At 68.1% G+C, this 16,120-nt stretch carries 17 protein-coding genes; 7 read left to right on the top strand and 10 right to left on the bottom strand.

The genetic code is table 11. The features are described from left to right. Position 1: 1 nt before the first annotated feature. Both G6N13_RS17550 and ctaC read right to left on the bottom strand, forming a co-directional pair. The gene (locus G6N13_RS17550) at positions 2-421 is read right to left on the bottom strand and encodes a cytochrome c oxidase subunit 4 (RefSeq protein WP_163699012.1); all 420 of its coding nucleotides are present in this window, start codon (positions 419-421) and stop codon (positions 2-4) included. A gap of 11 nt (positions 422-432) precedes the next feature. Continuing rightward, positions 433-1,512 carry an aa3-type cytochrome oxidase subunit II gene (ctaC, locus tag G6N13_RS17545; RefSeq protein ID WP_235678093.1) on the bottom strand — a complete coding sequence of 360 codons (1,080 nt, stop codon included), beginning with the start codon at positions 1,510-1,512 and terminating at the stop codon, positions 433-435. A 74-nt stretch (positions 1,513-1,586) separates the two neighbouring features. Between ctaC and asnB the strand changes: the two genes are divergently transcribed. Beyond that, positions 1,587-3,518, top strand: coding sequence for an asparagine synthase (glutamine-hydrolyzing) (gene asnB, locus G6N13_RS17540; RefSeq protein WP_163699007.1), 1,932 nt, complete (start codon positions 1,587-1,589; stop codon positions 3,516-3,518). Between the two features lie 19 nt (positions 3,519-3,537). Here asnB and G6N13_RS17535 read toward each other — a convergent pair whose 3' ends face one another. After that, entirely contained in the window at positions 3,538-4,512 is a 975-nt protein-coding gene (locus G6N13_RS17535) for a carbohydrate kinase family protein (RefSeq protein ID WP_163699005.1), read from the bottom strand. A 147-nt stretch (positions 4,513-4,659) separates the two neighbouring features. On the opposite strand from G6N13_RS17535, the gene G6N13_RS17530 reads away from it, so the two are divergent. Further along, positions 4,660-5,328 (top strand): Rv0361 family membrane protein, encoded by a 669-nt coding sequence (locus G6N13_RS17530; protein WP_179965007.1) that lies wholly within the window; start codon positions 4,660-4,662, stop codon positions 5,326-5,328. Positions 5,329-5,365: 37 nt separating this feature from the next. On the opposite strand, the gene G6N13_RS17525 is transcribed toward G6N13_RS17530, so the two are convergent. Both G6N13_RS17525 and G6N13_RS17520 read right to left on the bottom strand, forming a co-directional pair. Further along, positions 5,366-5,731, bottom strand: a complete 366-nt coding sequence (locus tag G6N13_RS17525) for a HesB/IscA family protein (protein ID WP_108054082.1) — start codon at positions 5,729-5,731, stop codon at positions 5,366-5,368. 34 nt (positions 5,732-5,765) lie between these two features. Next, the gene (locus G6N13_RS17520) at positions 5,766-6,878 is read right to left on the bottom strand and encodes a glycerate kinase family protein (protein WP_163699003.1); all 1,113 of its coding nucleotides are present in this window, start codon (positions 6,876-6,878) and stop codon (positions 5,766-5,768) included. Between the two features lie 23 nt (positions 6,879-6,901). On the opposite strand from G6N13_RS17520, the gene G6N13_RS17515 reads away from it, so the two are divergent. From G6N13_RS17515 to G6N13_RS17500, 4 genes are read left to right on the top strand one after another with little or no spacing between them, the layout of a single operon-like run. After that, the gene (locus G6N13_RS17515) at positions 6,902-7,555 is read left to right on the top strand and encodes a DUF3043 domain-containing protein (RefSeq protein ID WP_163699000.1); all 654 of its coding nucleotides are present in this window, start codon (positions 6,902-6,904) and stop codon (positions 7,553-7,555) included. 14 nt (positions 7,556-7,569) lie between these two features. After that, the gene (locus tag G6N13_RS17510; RefSeq protein ID WP_163698999.1) at positions 7,570-8,097 is read left to right on the top strand and encodes a bifunctional adenosylcobinamide kinase/adenosylcobinamide-phosphate guanylyltransferase; all 528 of its coding nucleotides are present in this window, start codon (positions 7,570-7,572) and stop codon (positions 8,095-8,097) included. Continuing rightward, positions 8,097-9,146, top strand: coding sequence for a nicotinate-nucleotide--dimethylbenzimidazole phosphoribosyltransferase (gene cobT, locus G6N13_RS17505; RefSeq protein WP_163698996.1), 1,050 nt, complete (start codon positions 8,097-8,099; stop codon positions 9,144-9,146). Before G6N13_RS17510 ends, cobT begins: the two co-directional genes overlap by 1 nt. Before the next feature lie 2 nt (positions 9,147-9,148). After that, positions 9,149-9,898, top strand: coding sequence for an adenosylcobinamide-GDP ribazoletransferase (locus G6N13_RS17500; RefSeq protein WP_163698993.1), 750 nt, complete (start codon positions 9,149-9,151; stop codon positions 9,896-9,898). Here G6N13_RS17500 and G6N13_RS17495 read toward each other — a convergent pair. Beyond that, positions 9,891-11,009 carry a branched-chain amino acid aminotransferase gene (locus G6N13_RS17495; RefSeq protein ID WP_163698991.1) on the bottom strand — a complete coding sequence of 373 codons (1,119 nt, stop codon included), beginning with the start codon at positions 11,007-11,009 and terminating at the stop codon, positions 9,891-9,893. The genes G6N13_RS17500 and G6N13_RS17495 overlap by 8 nt on opposite strands. A gap of 23 nt (positions 11,010-11,032) precedes the next feature. Then, entirely contained in the window at positions 11,033-12,136 is a 1,104-nt protein-coding gene (gene gcvT / locus G6N13_RS17490) for a glycine cleavage system aminomethyltransferase GcvT (RefSeq protein WP_179965006.1), read from the bottom strand. 40 nt (positions 12,137-12,176) lie between these two features. On the opposite strand from gcvT, the gene G6N13_RS17485 reads away from it, so the two are divergent. Then, positions 12,177-13,691, top strand: coding sequence for a leucyl aminopeptidase (locus tag G6N13_RS17485; RefSeq protein WP_163698987.1), 1,515 nt, complete (start codon positions 12,177-12,179; stop codon positions 13,689-13,691). Here the strand turns inward: G6N13_RS17485 and G6N13_RS25930 are convergent. The 3 genes from G6N13_RS25930 to G6N13_RS17470 are packed head-to-tail and all read right to left on the bottom strand — an operon-like array spanning position 13,613 to position 15,971. Then, positions 13,613-13,867: a DUF1348 family protein gene (locus tag G6N13_RS25930; RefSeq protein WP_322789276.1), complete on the bottom strand. Its 255-nt coding sequence runs from the start codon at positions 13,865-13,867 to the stop codon at positions 13,613-13,615. The two genes, G6N13_RS17485 and G6N13_RS25930, sit on opposite strands and share 79 nt — an antisense overlap. A 14-nt stretch (positions 13,868-13,881) precedes the next feature. After that, positions 13,882-15,630 (bottom strand): SDR family oxidoreductase, encoded by a 1,749-nt coding sequence (locus G6N13_RS17475; protein ID WP_163698985.1) that lies wholly within the window; start codon positions 15,628-15,630, stop codon positions 13,882-13,884. Next, positions 15,630-15,971, bottom strand: a complete 342-nt coding sequence (locus tag G6N13_RS17470; protein WP_163702250.1) for an oxidoreductase — start codon at positions 15,969-15,971, stop codon at positions 15,630-15,632. Before G6N13_RS17470 ends, G6N13_RS17475 begins: the two co-directional genes overlap by 1 nt. Positions 15,972-16,120: the final 149 nt, after the last annotated feature.

Genomic DNA, 16,120 nt, shown 5'->3' with positions numbered 1-16,120 from the left:
TTCAGTGCTTCTCGGGTCCGATGTAGTACTCGAACACCAGACCGCATACCGCCGCGATCACAAAGACCACACCGGCCGCGATCAGCCAGGGCAGCCACAGCGCGGCACCGACTGCTGCCGTCGAGAAGGACAGCGCGATCAGGATGGGCCACCAGCTGTGCGGCGCGTAGAACCCCAACTCCCCTGCGCCGTCGCTGATTTCAGCGTCCTCATAGTCCTCGGGCCGGGTATCCAGGCGACGCGCGACGAACCGGAAGAAGGTGCCGGTGATCAGTGACAGACCGGCGGTGAGCACCAGCGCGGTGGTGCCGGCCCACTCGATGCCGCCGTACTGGAACACCGCGGTCAGCACGCCGTAGACAACAGCGGCGAGGACGAAAAAGGCGGTCAGGATCTCGAAAAGCCTGGCTTCAATATGCATCTGCTCATCCCCTACTTGCTCGCCTGCGGGATCACTTGCTCGCCCCGACGGGTATCGAACGGGTGGGTGGTGATGGCCACTGGCGACTGATTGATCGACTGCAGGGCCTCGGCGTTGGTCTTGCCGGCGATGCGCGCCTGTAGGTAGGCCTTGAAATCATTGGCCGAGACCACCCGAACCTCGAAGTTCATCATCGAGTGATAGGTGCCGCACATCTCCGCGCAACGCCCGACGAACGCGCCGGTCTCGGTGATCTCGGCGACCTGGAACTTGTTCTCGGTGTGGTTGGCTTCCGGGTTCGGGAAGACGTCACGCTTGAACAGGAACTCCGGCACCCAGAACGAGTGGATGACGTCGGCGGAAGCGACCTGGAACTCAATGCGCTTGCCGACCGGCAACACCAGCACCGGGATCTCGTTGCTGGTGCCCAGCGTCTCGACCTTGTCGAAGTTCAGGTAGGTGCGGTCCTGCGGATTCAAGCCACGCACCGCGCCGACCTTCTCCTCGCCGTGGGCGTCGACACCCTCGGGCTTGGAGACCATCGCGGCCTTGCGGGCGGCATCGGCGCCGTCGTAGTTGAGTGTGCCGTCCTTGAAGTCGACCTTCTGGTAGCCGAACTTCCAGTTCCACTGGAACGCCGTGACGTCGATGACGACCTCGGGATTGGGATCCCGGTGCATCATCTTTTCCTGCACGACGACGGTGAAGTAGAACAGCACCGAAATAATCAGGAACGGGATAACCGTGAGCACGAGCTCCAGCGGCATGTTGTAGCCGAACTGGCGGGGCAGCTCCTCGTCGGCAGGGGCGTTCTTCTTCTTGCGATGGAACGCCATCGCCCAGAACGTCAGGCCCCACACGATGATGCCAACCACGAACGCGGAGATGACCGACCAGACCCAAAGGTCTCGGTTGGTCTGCGCCTCATGGGTGATGCCCTTGGGCCAACCCAGGCCGAATACTTCCTGCCAGCTGCACCCGCTGAGAGTGAGCGCCAGCGCACCGAAAGTGACGGCTAGCGCCAGCACCCGAAACCGGGAACCGCGGGTCTTCACGTAGGCGCCTCCTGCTCGCGGGAACTTTTCGCGAATCGAATACTACGCAGCGTAGACCACACCTGAACACCCAGCCCGGTTGATCGCTCGCTTGCGGCATACTAGGCCCGGTGTGCGGACTGCTTGCCCTGGTTAGAGACCCCGCGCTCCCCGTCACTGAAGATATGGTCGAGGCGGTGGCGGGCGCGTCGCATCTGATGCGCCACCGAGGACCCGACGAGCCCGGAACCTGGTCGGACGACCGGGTGGTGCTGGGGTTCAATCGGCTGTCGATCATCGACATCGCCCATTCGCACCAGCCGTTGCGCTGGGGGCCGCCCGAGGAACCCGACCGCTACGTCCTGGTCTTCAACGGCGAGATCTACAACTATGTGGAGTTGCGTACGCAGCTGCGTTCCGAGTTCGGCGCGGTCTTCGCCACCGACGGCGACGGTGAGGCGATCGTGGCCGCCTACCACCACTGGGGCACCACGGCACTGAGCCGGCTGCGCGGGATGTTTGCGTTCGCGCTGTGGGACACCAAGAACCAGGAGTTGTTCTGCGCCCGCGACCCATTCGGCATCAAGCCGCTGTTCATGGCCACCGGGCCGGGCGGCACCGCCGTCGGCAGTGAGAAGAAGTGCCTGCTGGGCCTGGCCGTGGAGGTCGGCATCAATCTGGCCATCGAGGAGCGCGCGTTGCAGCACTACACGGTGCTGCAGTACGTGCCCGAACCCGAGACGTTGCACCGCGGAATCCGCCGGCTCGAGTCCGGCTGCCACGCGGTGATCCGGCCCGGTCAGCAGCCGAAAGTCACCCGCTACTTCGTACCGAAATTCGGCGCCGCCGCATTCACCTCGGGCGGCGCGCAGGCCCGCTACGACGAAATCACCGCGGTCCTGGAGGACTCGGTGGCCAAGCACATGCGCGCCGACGTGACGGTCGGTGCGTTTCTGTCGGGTGGTATCGATTCGACGGCGATCGCCGCGCTGGCCATCCGGCACAATCCACGGCTGATCACGTTCACCACCGGATTCGAGCGGGAAGGCTTCTCCGAGGTCGATGTCGCCGTGGCGTCGGCCGAGGCGATCGGCGCGCGCCATGTCGCCAAGGTGGTCAGCCAAGCCGAGTTCGTGGCCGCGCTGCCCGAAATCGTTTGGTATCTCGACGAACCCGTCGCCGACCCGGCGCTGGTGCCATTGTTCTTCATCGCCCGCGAAGCCCGCAAGCACGTCAAGGTGGTGCTGAGCGGTGAAGGCGCCGACGAGCTTTTCGGCGGGTACACGATCTATCGGGAACCGTTGTCGCTCAAGGGATTCGACTATCTTCCCCGGCCACTCCGCAAGTCACTCGGCCGGGCGTCGCGGCCGTTGCCGGAGGGTATGCGCGGCAAAAGCCTGCTGCATCGAGGCTCGCTGACGCTCGAGGAGCGTTACTACGGCAACGCCCGCAGCTTCTCCGATGAGCAACTGCGCGCCGTGCTGCCGGGTTTCGACCCGTCATGGACGCACACTGACATCACCGCGGCGATCTACGCCGAGTCGGCCGGCTGGGACCCAGTGGCCCGGATGCAGCACATCGACCTGTTCACCTGGCTGCGCGGCGACATCCTGGTCAAGGCCGACAAGATGACGATGGCCAACTCGCTGGAACTGCGAGTGCCATTCCTGGACCCCGAGGTGTTCGCGGTGGCCTCCCGGCTGCCGCATGACCAGAAGATCACCCGGACCACCACCAAGTACGCACTGCGTCGCGCGCTGGAGCCGATCGTGCCCGCGCATGTGCTCAACCGGGCGAAGCTCGGCTTCCCGGTGCCGATCCGGCACTGGCTGCGCGCTGGCGAGCTGATGGACTGGGCCTACGGGATGATCGACGCCTCACAGGCCGGCCATCTGGTCGATATCGCCGCCGTGCGCGCGATGCTCGATGCGCATCGCGCCGGCGAGGGCGATCACAGCCGCCGATTGTGGACGGTGCTGATCTTCATGCTGTGGCACGCCATCTTCGTCGAGCGCAGCATCGTGCCGACGATCAGCGAGCCGCAGTATCCCGTCCAGCTTTAGGCCAGGGCTGCGGCAGTCTTTAGGCCAGGGCTGCGGCAATCTCGTCGGCGGCCTCGGCGCCGTAGGCATCCTTGATCCGCGCGATTCCGGCAGCCTTGTCCCAGGTCCATTCCTGCGGACCCGGCGCCTCCAACACCAGCGTGGCGACCAGCGAGGCAAGCTGCGCGGCACGCTCCAGGCTCAGGCCGGCACCACGCCCGGTGAGGAATCCGGCGCGGAAGGCGTCGCCGATCCCGGTCGGGTCGTCCTTCTGCTTCTCGGGCAGCACGTCGACGTGGATGAATGTGCCATCGCGGCCCACGAGGTCGACGCCGTTTTCGCCCAGCGTGGTGACGCGCAGCTGAATCTGGCTCATCACCTCGGCTTCCGACCAGCCGGACTTCTGCAGCAGCAGATCCCACTCATAGTCGTTGGTGAACAGGTAGGTGGCGCCGTCGATGAGGCGGCGGATCTCGTCGCCGGACAGCCGCGCCAGCTGCTGACTGGGATCGGCGGCGAACGCCAGGCCCAACGCCCGGCACTCCTCGGTGTGCAGGAACATCGCCTCGGGGTCGTTGGCACCGACGATCACCAATTCCGGTGCGCCACTTCGCTCTACGAGATCGGCGAGCTTGATATCGCGGGCCTCCGACATCGCGCCCGGGTAGAACGACGCGATCTGGGCCATGTCCTCATCGGTAGTGCAGACGAACCGCGCGGTGTAGGCGGTCTTGGACACCAGGACGTGGGAGGTGTCCACACCGTGGGCCTCCAGCCAATGGCGGTATTCGTCGAAATCCGACCCGACGGCACCGACCAGTGTCGGGTTGCCGCCGAGCAGGCCCATCGCGTAGGCCATGTTGCCCGCGACGCCGCCGCGGTGCACCACAAGATCGTCGACCAGAAAGCTCAGCGACACCTTCTGCAGGTGCTCAGCCAGGAGCTGTTCGGAGAACCGCCCAGGAAACCGCATCAGGTGGTCGGTGGCAATGGATCCGGTCACCGCGATCGTCACGGAGCGCCGCCCTTCATTCGCTAGTGGGACTAGCACGCTCGGTGCGCTAGCCTGCGTACAAGAGCCGACTATATGGCCCGGCATCGGCCCCGCTGCGGCGGGTGCTTGAAGTTTCGGCCTCCGCAATGATCCCAGGGAGACGTATCGATGGCTGGCCCGATTCCGCCGCATCAGCAGGTCGGGGCCGAGGGTCAACCCATTCCCGGGCCGCCCCCGTGCTCCGAGCCCTACCCCGACGGGCCGTATGGCGCGCCGGGAATGCCCGCCCAGGGGCCCTATCCCGGCGTGTATCCGGGCCAATTGCCGCCACCGGTCAGCTACCCGAAGCCGCGCCGGCGCGTGGGGCTGTGGCTGGGCCTGCTGGCACTGGTCATGGTGGGCGCGATCGTCGCGGGTGTTCTGATCATCCGCACCGGGCAGCCCAGCACGACGACGGCCGGTGGGTTCACCGATGCGTCGGCCAAGGCGGCGATCACGAACTACCTGACGGCGTTGTCCAAGGGCGATACCGAGGCGATCGCGCGCAACAACCTGTGCGGGATGTACGATGGGGTGAAGGACCGTAAGTCGGATCTGGCGCTGGCCAAGCTGTCCAGCGACGCGTTCCGCAGGCAGTTCTCCGGGGCCGAGGTGACCTCGATCGACTCGATCGTGCCCTGGTCGAACTACCAGGCCCAGGTGCTTTTCACGATGAAGGGTGCATCCTCGGGGTCACGCGGTAACCGCGGCGAGGAGCAGGGCGTGGCGCAGTTGCTGCATCAGGGCAATCAGCTGCTGGTCTGCTCGTATCTACTGCGAACGGCCGCCCAGTACTGACTGGACGGCCGCTTGCGGACGAGCGTGAAGGATTGTTTCAGTTGAACGAATCGCCGCAGGCGCAGGAGCCGGTGGCGTTCGGGTTGTCGATCGTGAAGCCCTGCTTCTCGATGGTGTCGACGAAGTCGATCGTGGCGCCCTGGATGTAGGGGGCGCTCATCCGGTCGACGGTCAGGTTGACGCCGCCGAACTCGCTGATCAGGTCACCGTCGAGGGTGCGGTCGTCGAAGAACAGGTTGTAGCGCAGGCCGGCACAGCCACCGGGCTGAACGGCGATCCGAAGCGCCAGGTCGTCGCGGCCCTCCTGGTCCAACAGCGCCTTGGCCTTCGCGGCCGCGGCATCGGTCAGGACCGCTCCGTGGGTCTCGGTCGTGGTCTCGGTCGACTGATCGGAAACAGTCATTGCGTCTCCCTTAAAAGCAGATGTCGGTGGGGATTCATCCCACCTCGTCAACGGTACCTTGTCCGGGAGCTATTCCCGAGTTGATGCGGTGGATACCGCCCAGGTCGGCCGCGGTCCGGCGGGCCAGGCCGGTGAGCTGGTTGGCGGCGTCGTCCATGGCCACCTGCACCGAGCCGGCGTAGTCGGCGATCGCGTGCGCCGCGGTGATCCCCGCGGCCGCCAGCTCCGGCGGCGCAAGGGTGACCTGCCCGGCCAGCACCAGCACCGGGATACCGCGGGCCAGCGCACCGCCGGCCAGCGCACTGACCACCTTGCCGTGCAACGACTGATCATCGAAGCGGCCCTCGCCGGTGACGATCACCTCGGCGGCCGCGATGTCATCGGCCAGCCCGGTGAATTCGGCGATGACAGCCGCCCCGGATTCGCGCCGGCCGCCGACGGCCAGCAGTGCGGCCCCCAGTCCCCCGGCCGCTCCCGCGCCGGGCAGCGGGCTGATCGGGTGACCGGCCAGCGTATCGAGTTCGGCTGCCCACGCGGTCATCCGCTGTTCGAGCATCTCCACGGTCGCCGGATCGGCGCCCTTCTGGGGGCCGAAGACCCGCGCGGCGCCCCTTGGGCCGAGCAGCGGGTGTTCGACGTCGGTGGCGGCGATCAGCTCGACGCCGGTCATCTTCTCCTTGGCCGCGGCGAGCCCGCCGAGAGCCTCGATGAGCCCGCGCCCGCCGTCACTGCAGGAGCTGCCGCCCAGGCCGACGACGATCCGGTGCGCGCCGGCGTCCAGTGCGGCGCCGACCAGTTGGCCCACGCCGCGGCTGTGCGCGGCGACCGCGGTGTCCGGGGTGGGCGCGCTGCCCAGCACAGTCAGCCCACAGGCCTGCGCGCACTCGATGTAGGCCGTCGATGTCGCGGCGTCGTAGACCCATTCGGCGTCGACGGCATCGGTCAGCGGACCGGACACCCGGGTGTGATGAATATCGCCGAGCCGGCTGGCCAGCACCCCCACGAAGCCGGGACCGCCGTCGGACTGCGGCGCAAGAGTCAGCTCGTCGGAGGGCCGGGCTTGGCACCAACCCGCGGCGATGGACTCGGCGGCTTCGACGGCGGTCAGGCTGTCGCCGTAACAGTCCGGCGCGATCAGCACCCGCATTCCTGCAGGGTAGCCTGGCAGGCGTGAAGCTGCTGGGCCGCAAGAACGATGAGGGCGACGCCAAGGCCGAGCCGGCCGAGGTCGACCAACCCGCCGTCTCGCCGCGGGTCACCGCGCCCAAGGGCAAACCGACACCGAAGCGCAGCGAGTCCGCCAAGCGCCGGGGGCCGGTCGCGCCGGCACCGATGACATCGGCCGAGGCGCGCAAGCGTCGCAAGGAGATGCGCTCCACCCTGACCAAGGAGGAGCGCAAGGCCGAGAAGGCGCAGCGCCGCACCACGATGAACGAGCGGCGCGAGCGGATGATGTCCGGCGAAGAGGCCTACCTGCTGCCTCGCGATCAGGGCCCGGTACGCCGCTTCGCGCGCGACATCGTCGACTCGCGGCGCAATGTGCTGGGGCTGTTCATGCCGGCCGCGCTTGGCCTGATCTTCGTCATGCTCGCCGTGCCCCAGGTCCAGCTGTTGATCTCCCCGGCGATGCTGGTGCTGATGGCTGTCATGGCGATCGACGGAATCCTGTTGGGCCGCAAGGTCAACAAGGCGGTCGACGCCAAGTTCCCGGATAACGCCGAAGGTGCGTTCAAGCTCGGGATGTACGCTGCGGGCCGAGCCTCTCAGATGCGCCGTATGCGCGCGCCGCGACCGCAGGTCGAGCGCGGCGCCAAGATCTCCTGAGCCGACCAGACGCGGTGCGCACGCTGGTACTCGGCGGAGTCAGGTCGGGCAAGTCTCGTTGGGCCGAAACGGCGATCGCCGCTGAGCCTGCCGTGCGCTACGTCGCCACCGGTGCGGCCGCCGACGCCGATCCGGCGTGGGCTCAGCGGGTCGCCGCGCATCGCGATCGCCGGCCCGCGTCGTGGAGCACTGTCGAAACCACCGATGTGGCAACCCTTCTGCGCGATGGTCCGCCGGCCGCGACCTTGGTCGACGATCTCGGCGGCTGGCTGACCGCGGCGCTGGACCGCCGCGGATGGGAGGGCGGTTCGGTGACCGCCGATATCGACGGACTCGTCAGCGCCGTCGACGAGTTCGCCGGCCCGCTGGCGTTGGTCAGCCCGGAAGTGGGCCTGACCGTGGTCGCGTCGACCGCGTCTGCCAGGCGGTTCACAGACGAGCTCGGCACACTCAACCAACGACTCGCCCAGTGTTGTGAGCAGGTGATCCTGGTGGTTGCGGGACTACCGGTCTGGGTCAAACCGACGAAGGCGTTGAACTGATGGATTTCCCCGCGGTCACACCGCCAGACTCCCGTGCCGCCGCCGCGGCCAAGCGCCGCCAAGACATCCTCACCAAACCGGCCGGTGCGCTCGGCCGACTCGAGGATCTCTCGGTGTGGGTTTCCGGCTGCCAAGGGCTCTGTCCACCACAGCAATTCGAACGTGCCCGGGTGGTGGTGTTCGCCGGTGACCACGGGGTCGCGCGCACCGGAGTCTCGGCCTATCCCCCGGAGGTCACCGCGCAGATGGTGGCCAACATCGATGGCGGCGGTGCCGCGATCAACGTGCTGGCTGGTGTCGCGGGCGCATCGGTTCGCGTCGTCGACATAGCGGTGGACTGCGACGCGCCGCTGACCGAGGCGATCGGCGCGGACAAGGTCCGCCGCTCCAGCGGCAATATCGCCATCGAGGACGCGCTCAGCGCCGACGAGGTGCTCGCCGCCCTGGAGGCGGGCCGCCGACTCGCCGACGAGGAGGTCGACGCCGGTGCCGATCTACTGATCGCCGGCGATATGGGTATCGGGAACACCACCGCGGCGACGGCGTTGATCGCCACGCTGACCGACACCGAGCCGGTGGCGGTGGTGGGCCGCGGCACGGGTATCGACGACGCGGCGTGGGCGCGCAAGACGGCGGCGGTGCGCGATGCAATGTTTCGGGCCAGGCAGTTTCGCGCGGATCCGGTCGGATTGTTGCGCACGTGCGGCGGGGCGGATCTGGCCGCGATGACCGGTTTCTGCGCGCAGGCCGCGGTGCGGCGCACTCCCCTGCTGCTCGACGGTGTGGTGGTCACGGCGGCCGCACTGGTCGCCGATCGCCTGGCACCGGGCGCGCGGGCCTGGTGGCAGGCCGGGCACCGGTCGACCGAGCCCGCGCACACCCTGGCGCTCGCCCACCTGGACTTGGTGCCGATCGTCGACCTGGGCCTGCGTCTGGGCGAGGGCACCGGCGCCGCAGTGGCGCTGCCGGTGCTGCGGGCGGCCGTCGCGACGCTGGCGTCGATGGCGACCTTCGAGGGTTCCGGCGTTTCCGAGCGCGCATCGGACTGACCGTGTTTCTTTCGCTGCCAACCGCTTTCGCATTCGGAACGGTGTTGCCCGTCCCGCTGCGGGGTGCGGAGTTCGGCCGGTCGACGATGACGGCGCTACCGATCGTCGGTGCCGTCCTCGGCGCGCTGGCCGCGGCGGTGCTGTGGGCCGGCGGATGGGCGTTCGGCGGGCACAACCCACTGGCCGGGGTGCTGGCCGTCGCCGCGCTGCTGCTGGCCACCCGGGGCCTGCACATCGACGGGTTGTCCGACACCGTCGACGGACTGGGCTGTTACGGGCCGCCGGAGCGGGCGCTGCAGGTGATGCGGGACGGCACGGCCGGCCCGTTCGGGGTCGCGGCCATCGTCATCGTGGTGGCCACCCAAGCACTGGCGTTCGCCACCGCACCCGCGACGTGGACCGGGGTGTTGGCAGTGGTGACCGCCCTGACCACCGGCCGGGTGGCCGCGGTGCTGGCCTGCCGGCGGGGGGTGCCTGCGGCCGGTGGGAGCTCGCTCGGAGCGCAGGTGGCCGGCAGTCAGCCGCTCGCCGTCGCCCTGGGTTGGTCCGTACTCGTGGCCGCGCTTGCCGCTACGGCGACGCCTCGGCTGTGGCAGGGACCGCTGGTGGTCTTGGCCGCACTGGGCCTCGCGGTGCTCGTGGTCAACCACGGTGTGCGCCGCTTCGGCGGTATCACCGGCGACGTGCTGGGCGCGGTGATCGAGCTGACGACCACACTCACCATCCTCGGTCTGGTGGCCGGCGCTAGCTGAGCCGGGCCATCCAGCCGTGCGTATCGGCGAAGGTGCCGCGCTGGATGCCGGTCAACGTGTCGCGCAACGCCATCGTCACCTCACCGGGCTGCCCGTCGGCGATGGTGAATTCGCCCCCGGACCCGTCACTACCGTACTTGACGTGCGAGACCGGGGTGATGACGGCGGCAGTGCCGCAGGCGAACACCTCGGTGATCTCCCCCGCGGCGGCGCCCTTACGCCATTCCTCGACGTCGATCTTGCGTTCTTCGACGGCGAAACCGGCATCGCTGGCCAGCTGCAGCAGCGAATCGCGGGTGATGCCGGGCAGCAGCGAGCCGGACAGTTCCGGGGTCACCAGGCGCGCCGAACCGCCGCTGCCGAAGACGAAGAACAGGTTCATCCCGCCCATCTCCTCGATGTAGCGGCGTTCGATGGCGTCGAGCCACACCACCTGATCGCAGCCGTGGTCGGCCGCTTCGGCCTGCGCCAGCAGCGAGGCGGCGTAGTTACCGCCGAACTTCGCCGCACCGGTGCCGCCGGGGCTGGCCCGGACGTATTCGGTGGACAGCCACACGCTGACGGGTTTGATACCGCCCTTGAAGTAGGCACCGGCCGGTGAGGCGATTACCAGGTAGCGGTATTCGGAGGCGGGCCGTACTCCCAGGCCGGGCTCGGTGGCGATGACGAAGGGCCGCAGGTACAGCGACGCCTCGCCACCGGCGGGCGGCACCCACTGCTGGTCGACGTCGATCAGCTGGCGCAGGGATTCGATGAACAGTTCCTCGGGCAGTTCCGGGATTGCCAGCCGCCGCGCCGAGTTGCGCAGCCGGGCAGCATTGGCCTCCGGGCGGAACGACACGATCGATCCGCCGGCCCACCGATACGCCTTCAGGCCCTCGAAAATCTCCTGGGCGTAGTGCAGAACGATGGCCGACGGGTCCAGCTCGATGGGGCCGTAGGGCACGACGCGGGCGTCGTGCCAACCCAGTTCGTCGGTGTAGAGCACCGAGACCATGTGGTCGGTGTGGAATCGGCCGAAACCGGGGTCGGCCAGAATCTGAGCCCGTACCTCATCGCTCGCCGGATTCGCGTTGCGCTCAACCGTGAACTCGAGGGGGCCGTCTGTCATACGGGAAATTGTAGACCGGGCCGCTAGCGAGTTTTGACCTCGACAAAGGGCGGCTTGACCACTTCGCACTCCAATGCGCGGCCCCGGACGTCGACGTTGACCAGCGCACCGTTGTCGATTCCGGCGTCGGCGTCGATGAGGGCAAGGGCGATACCGACTTTCAGCGTCGGCGAGAACGTGCCCGACGTCGTGACACCCACCGGCTGCAAACCATTGAGCACCGTCAGATCGGGGCGCAGCACACCCTTGCCGGTCGCGCGCAGGCCGCGCAGCAGCCGGCGTGGGCCGGCCTCCTTCTCGGCCAGCAGGGCTTCGCGACCCCAGAACGCGTCCTTCTTCCAGCCGATCGCCCAGCCGCAGCGGGCCTGCAGGGGCGAAATGTCCAGCGACAGCTCGTGGCCGTGCAAGGGGTAGCCCATTTCGGTGCGCAGGGTGTCGCGGGCACCCAGCCCGGCGAGTTGTCCACCCGCGCCCTGTACCTTGGCCACCAGGGCGTCGAACACCACCCGCGCAGAGTCCCACGGCGGCAGCAGCTCGTAGCCCTGCTCCCCGGTGTATCCGGTGCGGCAGACCCGCACCGGCACACCGGAGTACGTGGCGTCGGCGTAACCCATGTAGTCCATGTCGGTGGGCAGCCCGAGCGCGCCGAGCACGTCGGCCGAGCGCGGACCCTGCACCGCCAGCACCGCATACGACCGGTGCTCGTTGGTGATCGAAATGCCCTCTGGCGCAGCCGCTTGTAAGGCATCGACCACGGCCGCGGTGTTGGCGGCGTTGGGCACCAGGAAGACCTCGTCATCGCTGACGTAGTAGGCGATGAGATCGTCGATCACCCCGCCGTCCGGTGTGCAGCACAAGGTGTATTGCGCCTTACCCGGACCGACCCGGCGCAGGTCGTTGGTGAGTGCGGAATTCACGAACTCCGCCGCACCCGGGCCGACCACCAGTGCCTTGCCCAGATGGCTGACGTCGAACAGGCCCACGGCTTCGCGGGTGGCGGTGTGTTCGCCGACCGTCCCGGCGTAGGACACCGGCATCAGCCACCCGCCGAACGAGGCGAAGGTGGCGCCCAGCTCACGGTGTGCAGCGTCGAGGGGCCCATGCAACAGATCGGATGTGTCGGTCACGGCCAACAACACTAATGCCCCGCGATTAGTGTGAAACCTCGTGAGCACTGAAGTCGGCTATCCCGCACCCACCGTCACCGTCGCGACCTCGCTGCCCAAGCGGGCACTCGGGGCCGTGTTGATCGTCCCGGTCGTGACCGGGCCCGATGGCGACGGCTCCGCGACGGTCGTGGGCGGCCCGTTCCTCGACGCCGAGACCATCGGTGAGATCCAGGTCAGCCTGCGCGCGCTAGGCGCCAAGGGTGGCCCCGAGCAGGTCACCCGCCTACACGTGCCGTCACTGGCCGTCGGCAGCGTTCTGACCGTCGGGCTCGGCGCCGATCGTGACGAGTGGCCGGCCGATGTGATCCGGCGTGCCGCCGGTGTGGCGGCGCGCTCGCTGTCCGGGGTGGAGACCGTCATCACCACGCTGACCGAGTTGCACTTGGAGGCCGCTGTCGAGGGGCTGATCCTGGGCAGCTACCGCTTCACTGAGTTCCGCAGCGCCAAGACCGCACCGAAGGACGCGGCGCTGGGCAAGATCGTCGCACTGAGCACTGCGACTGGCGCGAAGAGGGACGCGGTGCGGGCCACCGCCATCGCGACGGCAGTAGCCACCGCCCGCGATTTCGTCAACACCCCGCCCAGCCACCTGTTCCCTGGCGAATTCGCCAAGCGCGCCAAGGCTTTGGGCGAGGTGGCCGGCCTGGAGGTCGAGGTGCTCGACGACAAGGCACTGGCCAAGGCGGGCTACGGTGGCATCGTCGGGGTGGGCAAGGGCTCCTCGCGCCCGCCGAGGCTGGTGCGTCTCGCCCATCGCGGCGCGAAGGGCAAGAAGGGCAAGACGGTCGCATTGGTCGGCAAGGGCATCACGTTCGACACCGGCGGCATCTCGATCAAGCCGGCCGCCTCGATGCACCACATGACCTCCGATATGGGTGGTGCCGCGGCGGTGATCGCCACAGTGGTGCTGGCCGCCAAGCAGGGCCTGCCGATCGATGTGATCGCCACGGTGCCGATGGCCGAGAACATGCCGTCGTCGACCGCGCAGCGCCCCGGCGACGTGCTGACCCAGTACGGCGGCATCACCGTCGAGGTGCTCAATACCGACGCCGAGGGACGGCTGATCCTGGCCGACGCCATCGTGCGGGCCTGCGAGGACGAACCCGACTACCTCATTGAGACCTCGACGTTGACCGGCGCACAGACCGTCGCGCTGGGTGCCCGCATCCCGGGCGTGATGGGCAGCGACGAATTCCGCGACCGGGTGGCCAGGATTTCGCAGGATGAGGGCGAGAACGCCTGGGCGATGCCGCTGCCCGACGAATTGAAAGACGACCTCAAGTCGTCGGTGGCCGACCTGGCCAATGTCAGCGCGCAGCGATTCGCCGGCATGCTGGTCGCCGGGGTCTACCTGCGGGAGTTCGTCGCCGATGGCGTGCAGTGGGTGCACATCGATGTCGCCGGGCCGGCGTATAACGCGTCGGGCCCGTGGGGTTACACCGGCAAGGGCGGCACCGGGGTGCCGACCCGGACGATGTACGCCGTGTTGGAGGACATCGCCGCCCACGGTTGACGCAGCGGCAAGTCGACGATCTCATCGCGTCCGGTGACGAAGGTGTCGCGGTTGCGCCACACCGAGTCTGGCGAACAGCCCAGCCAGACATGCCAGGGATCACGGGTGTTCCAGGAATCCTCGGCGGCCTGCACTTCGGCCAGCGCGGAGTCGAGGTCGAAGGCCGGCGGCGCCAAGCGGGCGTGAATGGCTAGATGAGCTTCTGGCGCGCGGTGCTGCGCATGATCTGCGGGGCGACGCGCGATGTCCCGTACAGCAGGTAGGCCTCCGGGGTGACCGGCCGGACCGCCTTGTTCTTGAGGACGGATTCGACGATCGCCTTGGCCACCTTCTCCGGGCCGTAGCCGCGCTTGTCGAACCCGGCGGCGACCTGTTTCTTGCGGGCCGCCACCGCGCCGGCCCTACCCTTGGGCGGATCCCAGCGGGTGGTGTTGATGATGTTGGTGTTGATCACGCCGGGGCAGATCGTCGTCAATCCGATACCGGCGGAATCCAATTCGGCACGCAGGCAATCGGAGAACATGTAGACCGCCGCCTTCGACGTGCAGTACGCGTTCATCGCCTGCAGCGGTGCGTACGCCGCCATCGAGGCCACGTTGACGACGTGCCCACCCAGACCGCGCTCGACCATCCGTCCGGCGAACGAGCGGCAGCCGTTCACCACACCGCCCAGATTCACGTCGAGCACCCGCTCCCATTCCTGGGCGGGGGTGTCCAGGAACGAGCCCGCCTGGCCGATGCCGGCGTTGTTCACCACGACGTCGGGCACGCCGTGCTCGCGGCAGACCCGCTCGGCGAAGTCCTCGACGGCTGCGGCGTCGGACACGTCCAGCACGTAGGAGTGCGCGACGCCCCCGCTAGCCGTGATATCCGCGGCGGTCTTCTTCACGCCGGCCTCGTTGAGGTCGCTGATCACCACCTCGGCGCCGAGCCGGCCGAACAGCAGCGCAGTCTCGCGGCCGATGCCACTGCCCGCACCAGTGACGGATACCAGCTTGTCGCCGAACTGCTTTCGTGGCCTGGTGACCTCGGCGCGCAGCAGCGTGCGACTGGCCGGCGCGCCGTCGAGGTGCTCGGCCAGCTCGGTGACGGCGGCGGCCAGCACCTGCGGATGGGAGAACGGCGACCAATGCTTGGCGCGGATATCGCGGCGCCACAACCGCGGCGCCCAGCGTGCCGTGTCGTCGTAGACCCAGGGCCGCACGTACGGATCGTCGAGGTTGACGATGATCTGCACGGGAACCTCGACGTAGCGGTCGTTGCGGACGCGCAGCAGCGAATGAAAGAAGTTGGCGCGGTAGATCTTCAGACCGTTGGCGGCATCGGCGGTGTAGGTCTGGCCGTAGTGCCGCTGCTCGACGGGGATACCCCGGTTCAGCAGCTGCTTGAGCGGCCCGGCGGCGGCGCGCATCAGCGCCGGGGCCAGCACCGGTATCGAAAATCCGGCCATATAGCTCAGGTGGGCACCTTGAGACAGCGCGCGGGAGAACAACTTCGGGCGGTACGGCCGCTTCAGGCCGTCGCGGACATAGCGGCTGAAGTGATCGGCCGCTGGGCCCGACACCGAGGTGAACGACGCCACCGTGTCGACGGCTTCGGGACGGGCCACGTACTCCCACATGGTGGCCGATCCCCAGTCGTGGGCCAGCACGTGCACCGGCTGGCCGGGGCTGAGCTCGGCGATGACGGCGGCGAAGTCATCGGCGAGGTGGGCCATCGTGTAGTACGAAAACGACGCGGGGCCCGAGGAGGCGCCGGCGGCCCGATTGTCGTAGCGGATGACCCGGAACTTGTCGGCCAGCAGCGGCACGACGGCGTCCCACAGCGCGTGCGAATCCGGCCAGCCGTGCACGAGCACGACGGTCGGGCCGTCTGGGTTGCCTTCCTCGTAGACAGCGAGGCGGGTCCCATCGTTGCCGTCGACATAACGCAGGGTCATCACGACTCCAGATCTAGGTCTCGTTGGCGGCGGCGTTCGATCCGCCGTCGGGCGTCATAGTCGCGCATCCGCTGCGGATAGCCGACCTTTTGCACGTCGTACACGGGAATCCCGAGCTGCTCACCGAGCCGGCGGGCGCCGACGGCACCGCCAGACGGACGACGAGTCCACTCGCCGTCGGTGGCCACCAGCACGATGGTCATCGGCGTGACGCTGGTCTGGGGCTCGACGAATGCCTCGACCCCAGTGTGCTGCGCGGCCCAATCCCGTAGATGTTTCTGGTCGGCGGCGACATCTGATTCGCCCCGGCGACCGGGCCGGAACCTGTCGAACAGCCCCAACTCCGACGCACTCCTCTCAGTGGTTCTTTCCATCGATGGTGCCAGAGAAAACTCACGTCGCCCTGAGTGCGTGTCAGCGGTCCGGCAATGACAGGATGGGTACACGACGCTGTGGTAAGCCAGAAGTCCCACCCGCACGACTGACCGTT

The sequence above is a fragment of the Mycolicibacterium sarraceniae genome, assembly GCF_010731875.1.
Lineage (GTDB): Bacteria > Actinomycetota > Actinomycetes > Mycobacteriales > Mycobacteriaceae > Mycobacterium > Mycobacterium sarraceniae.
Note: the sequence above shows the minus strand (reverse complement) of the source record. Positions and strands in the feature narration are given on the sequence as shown.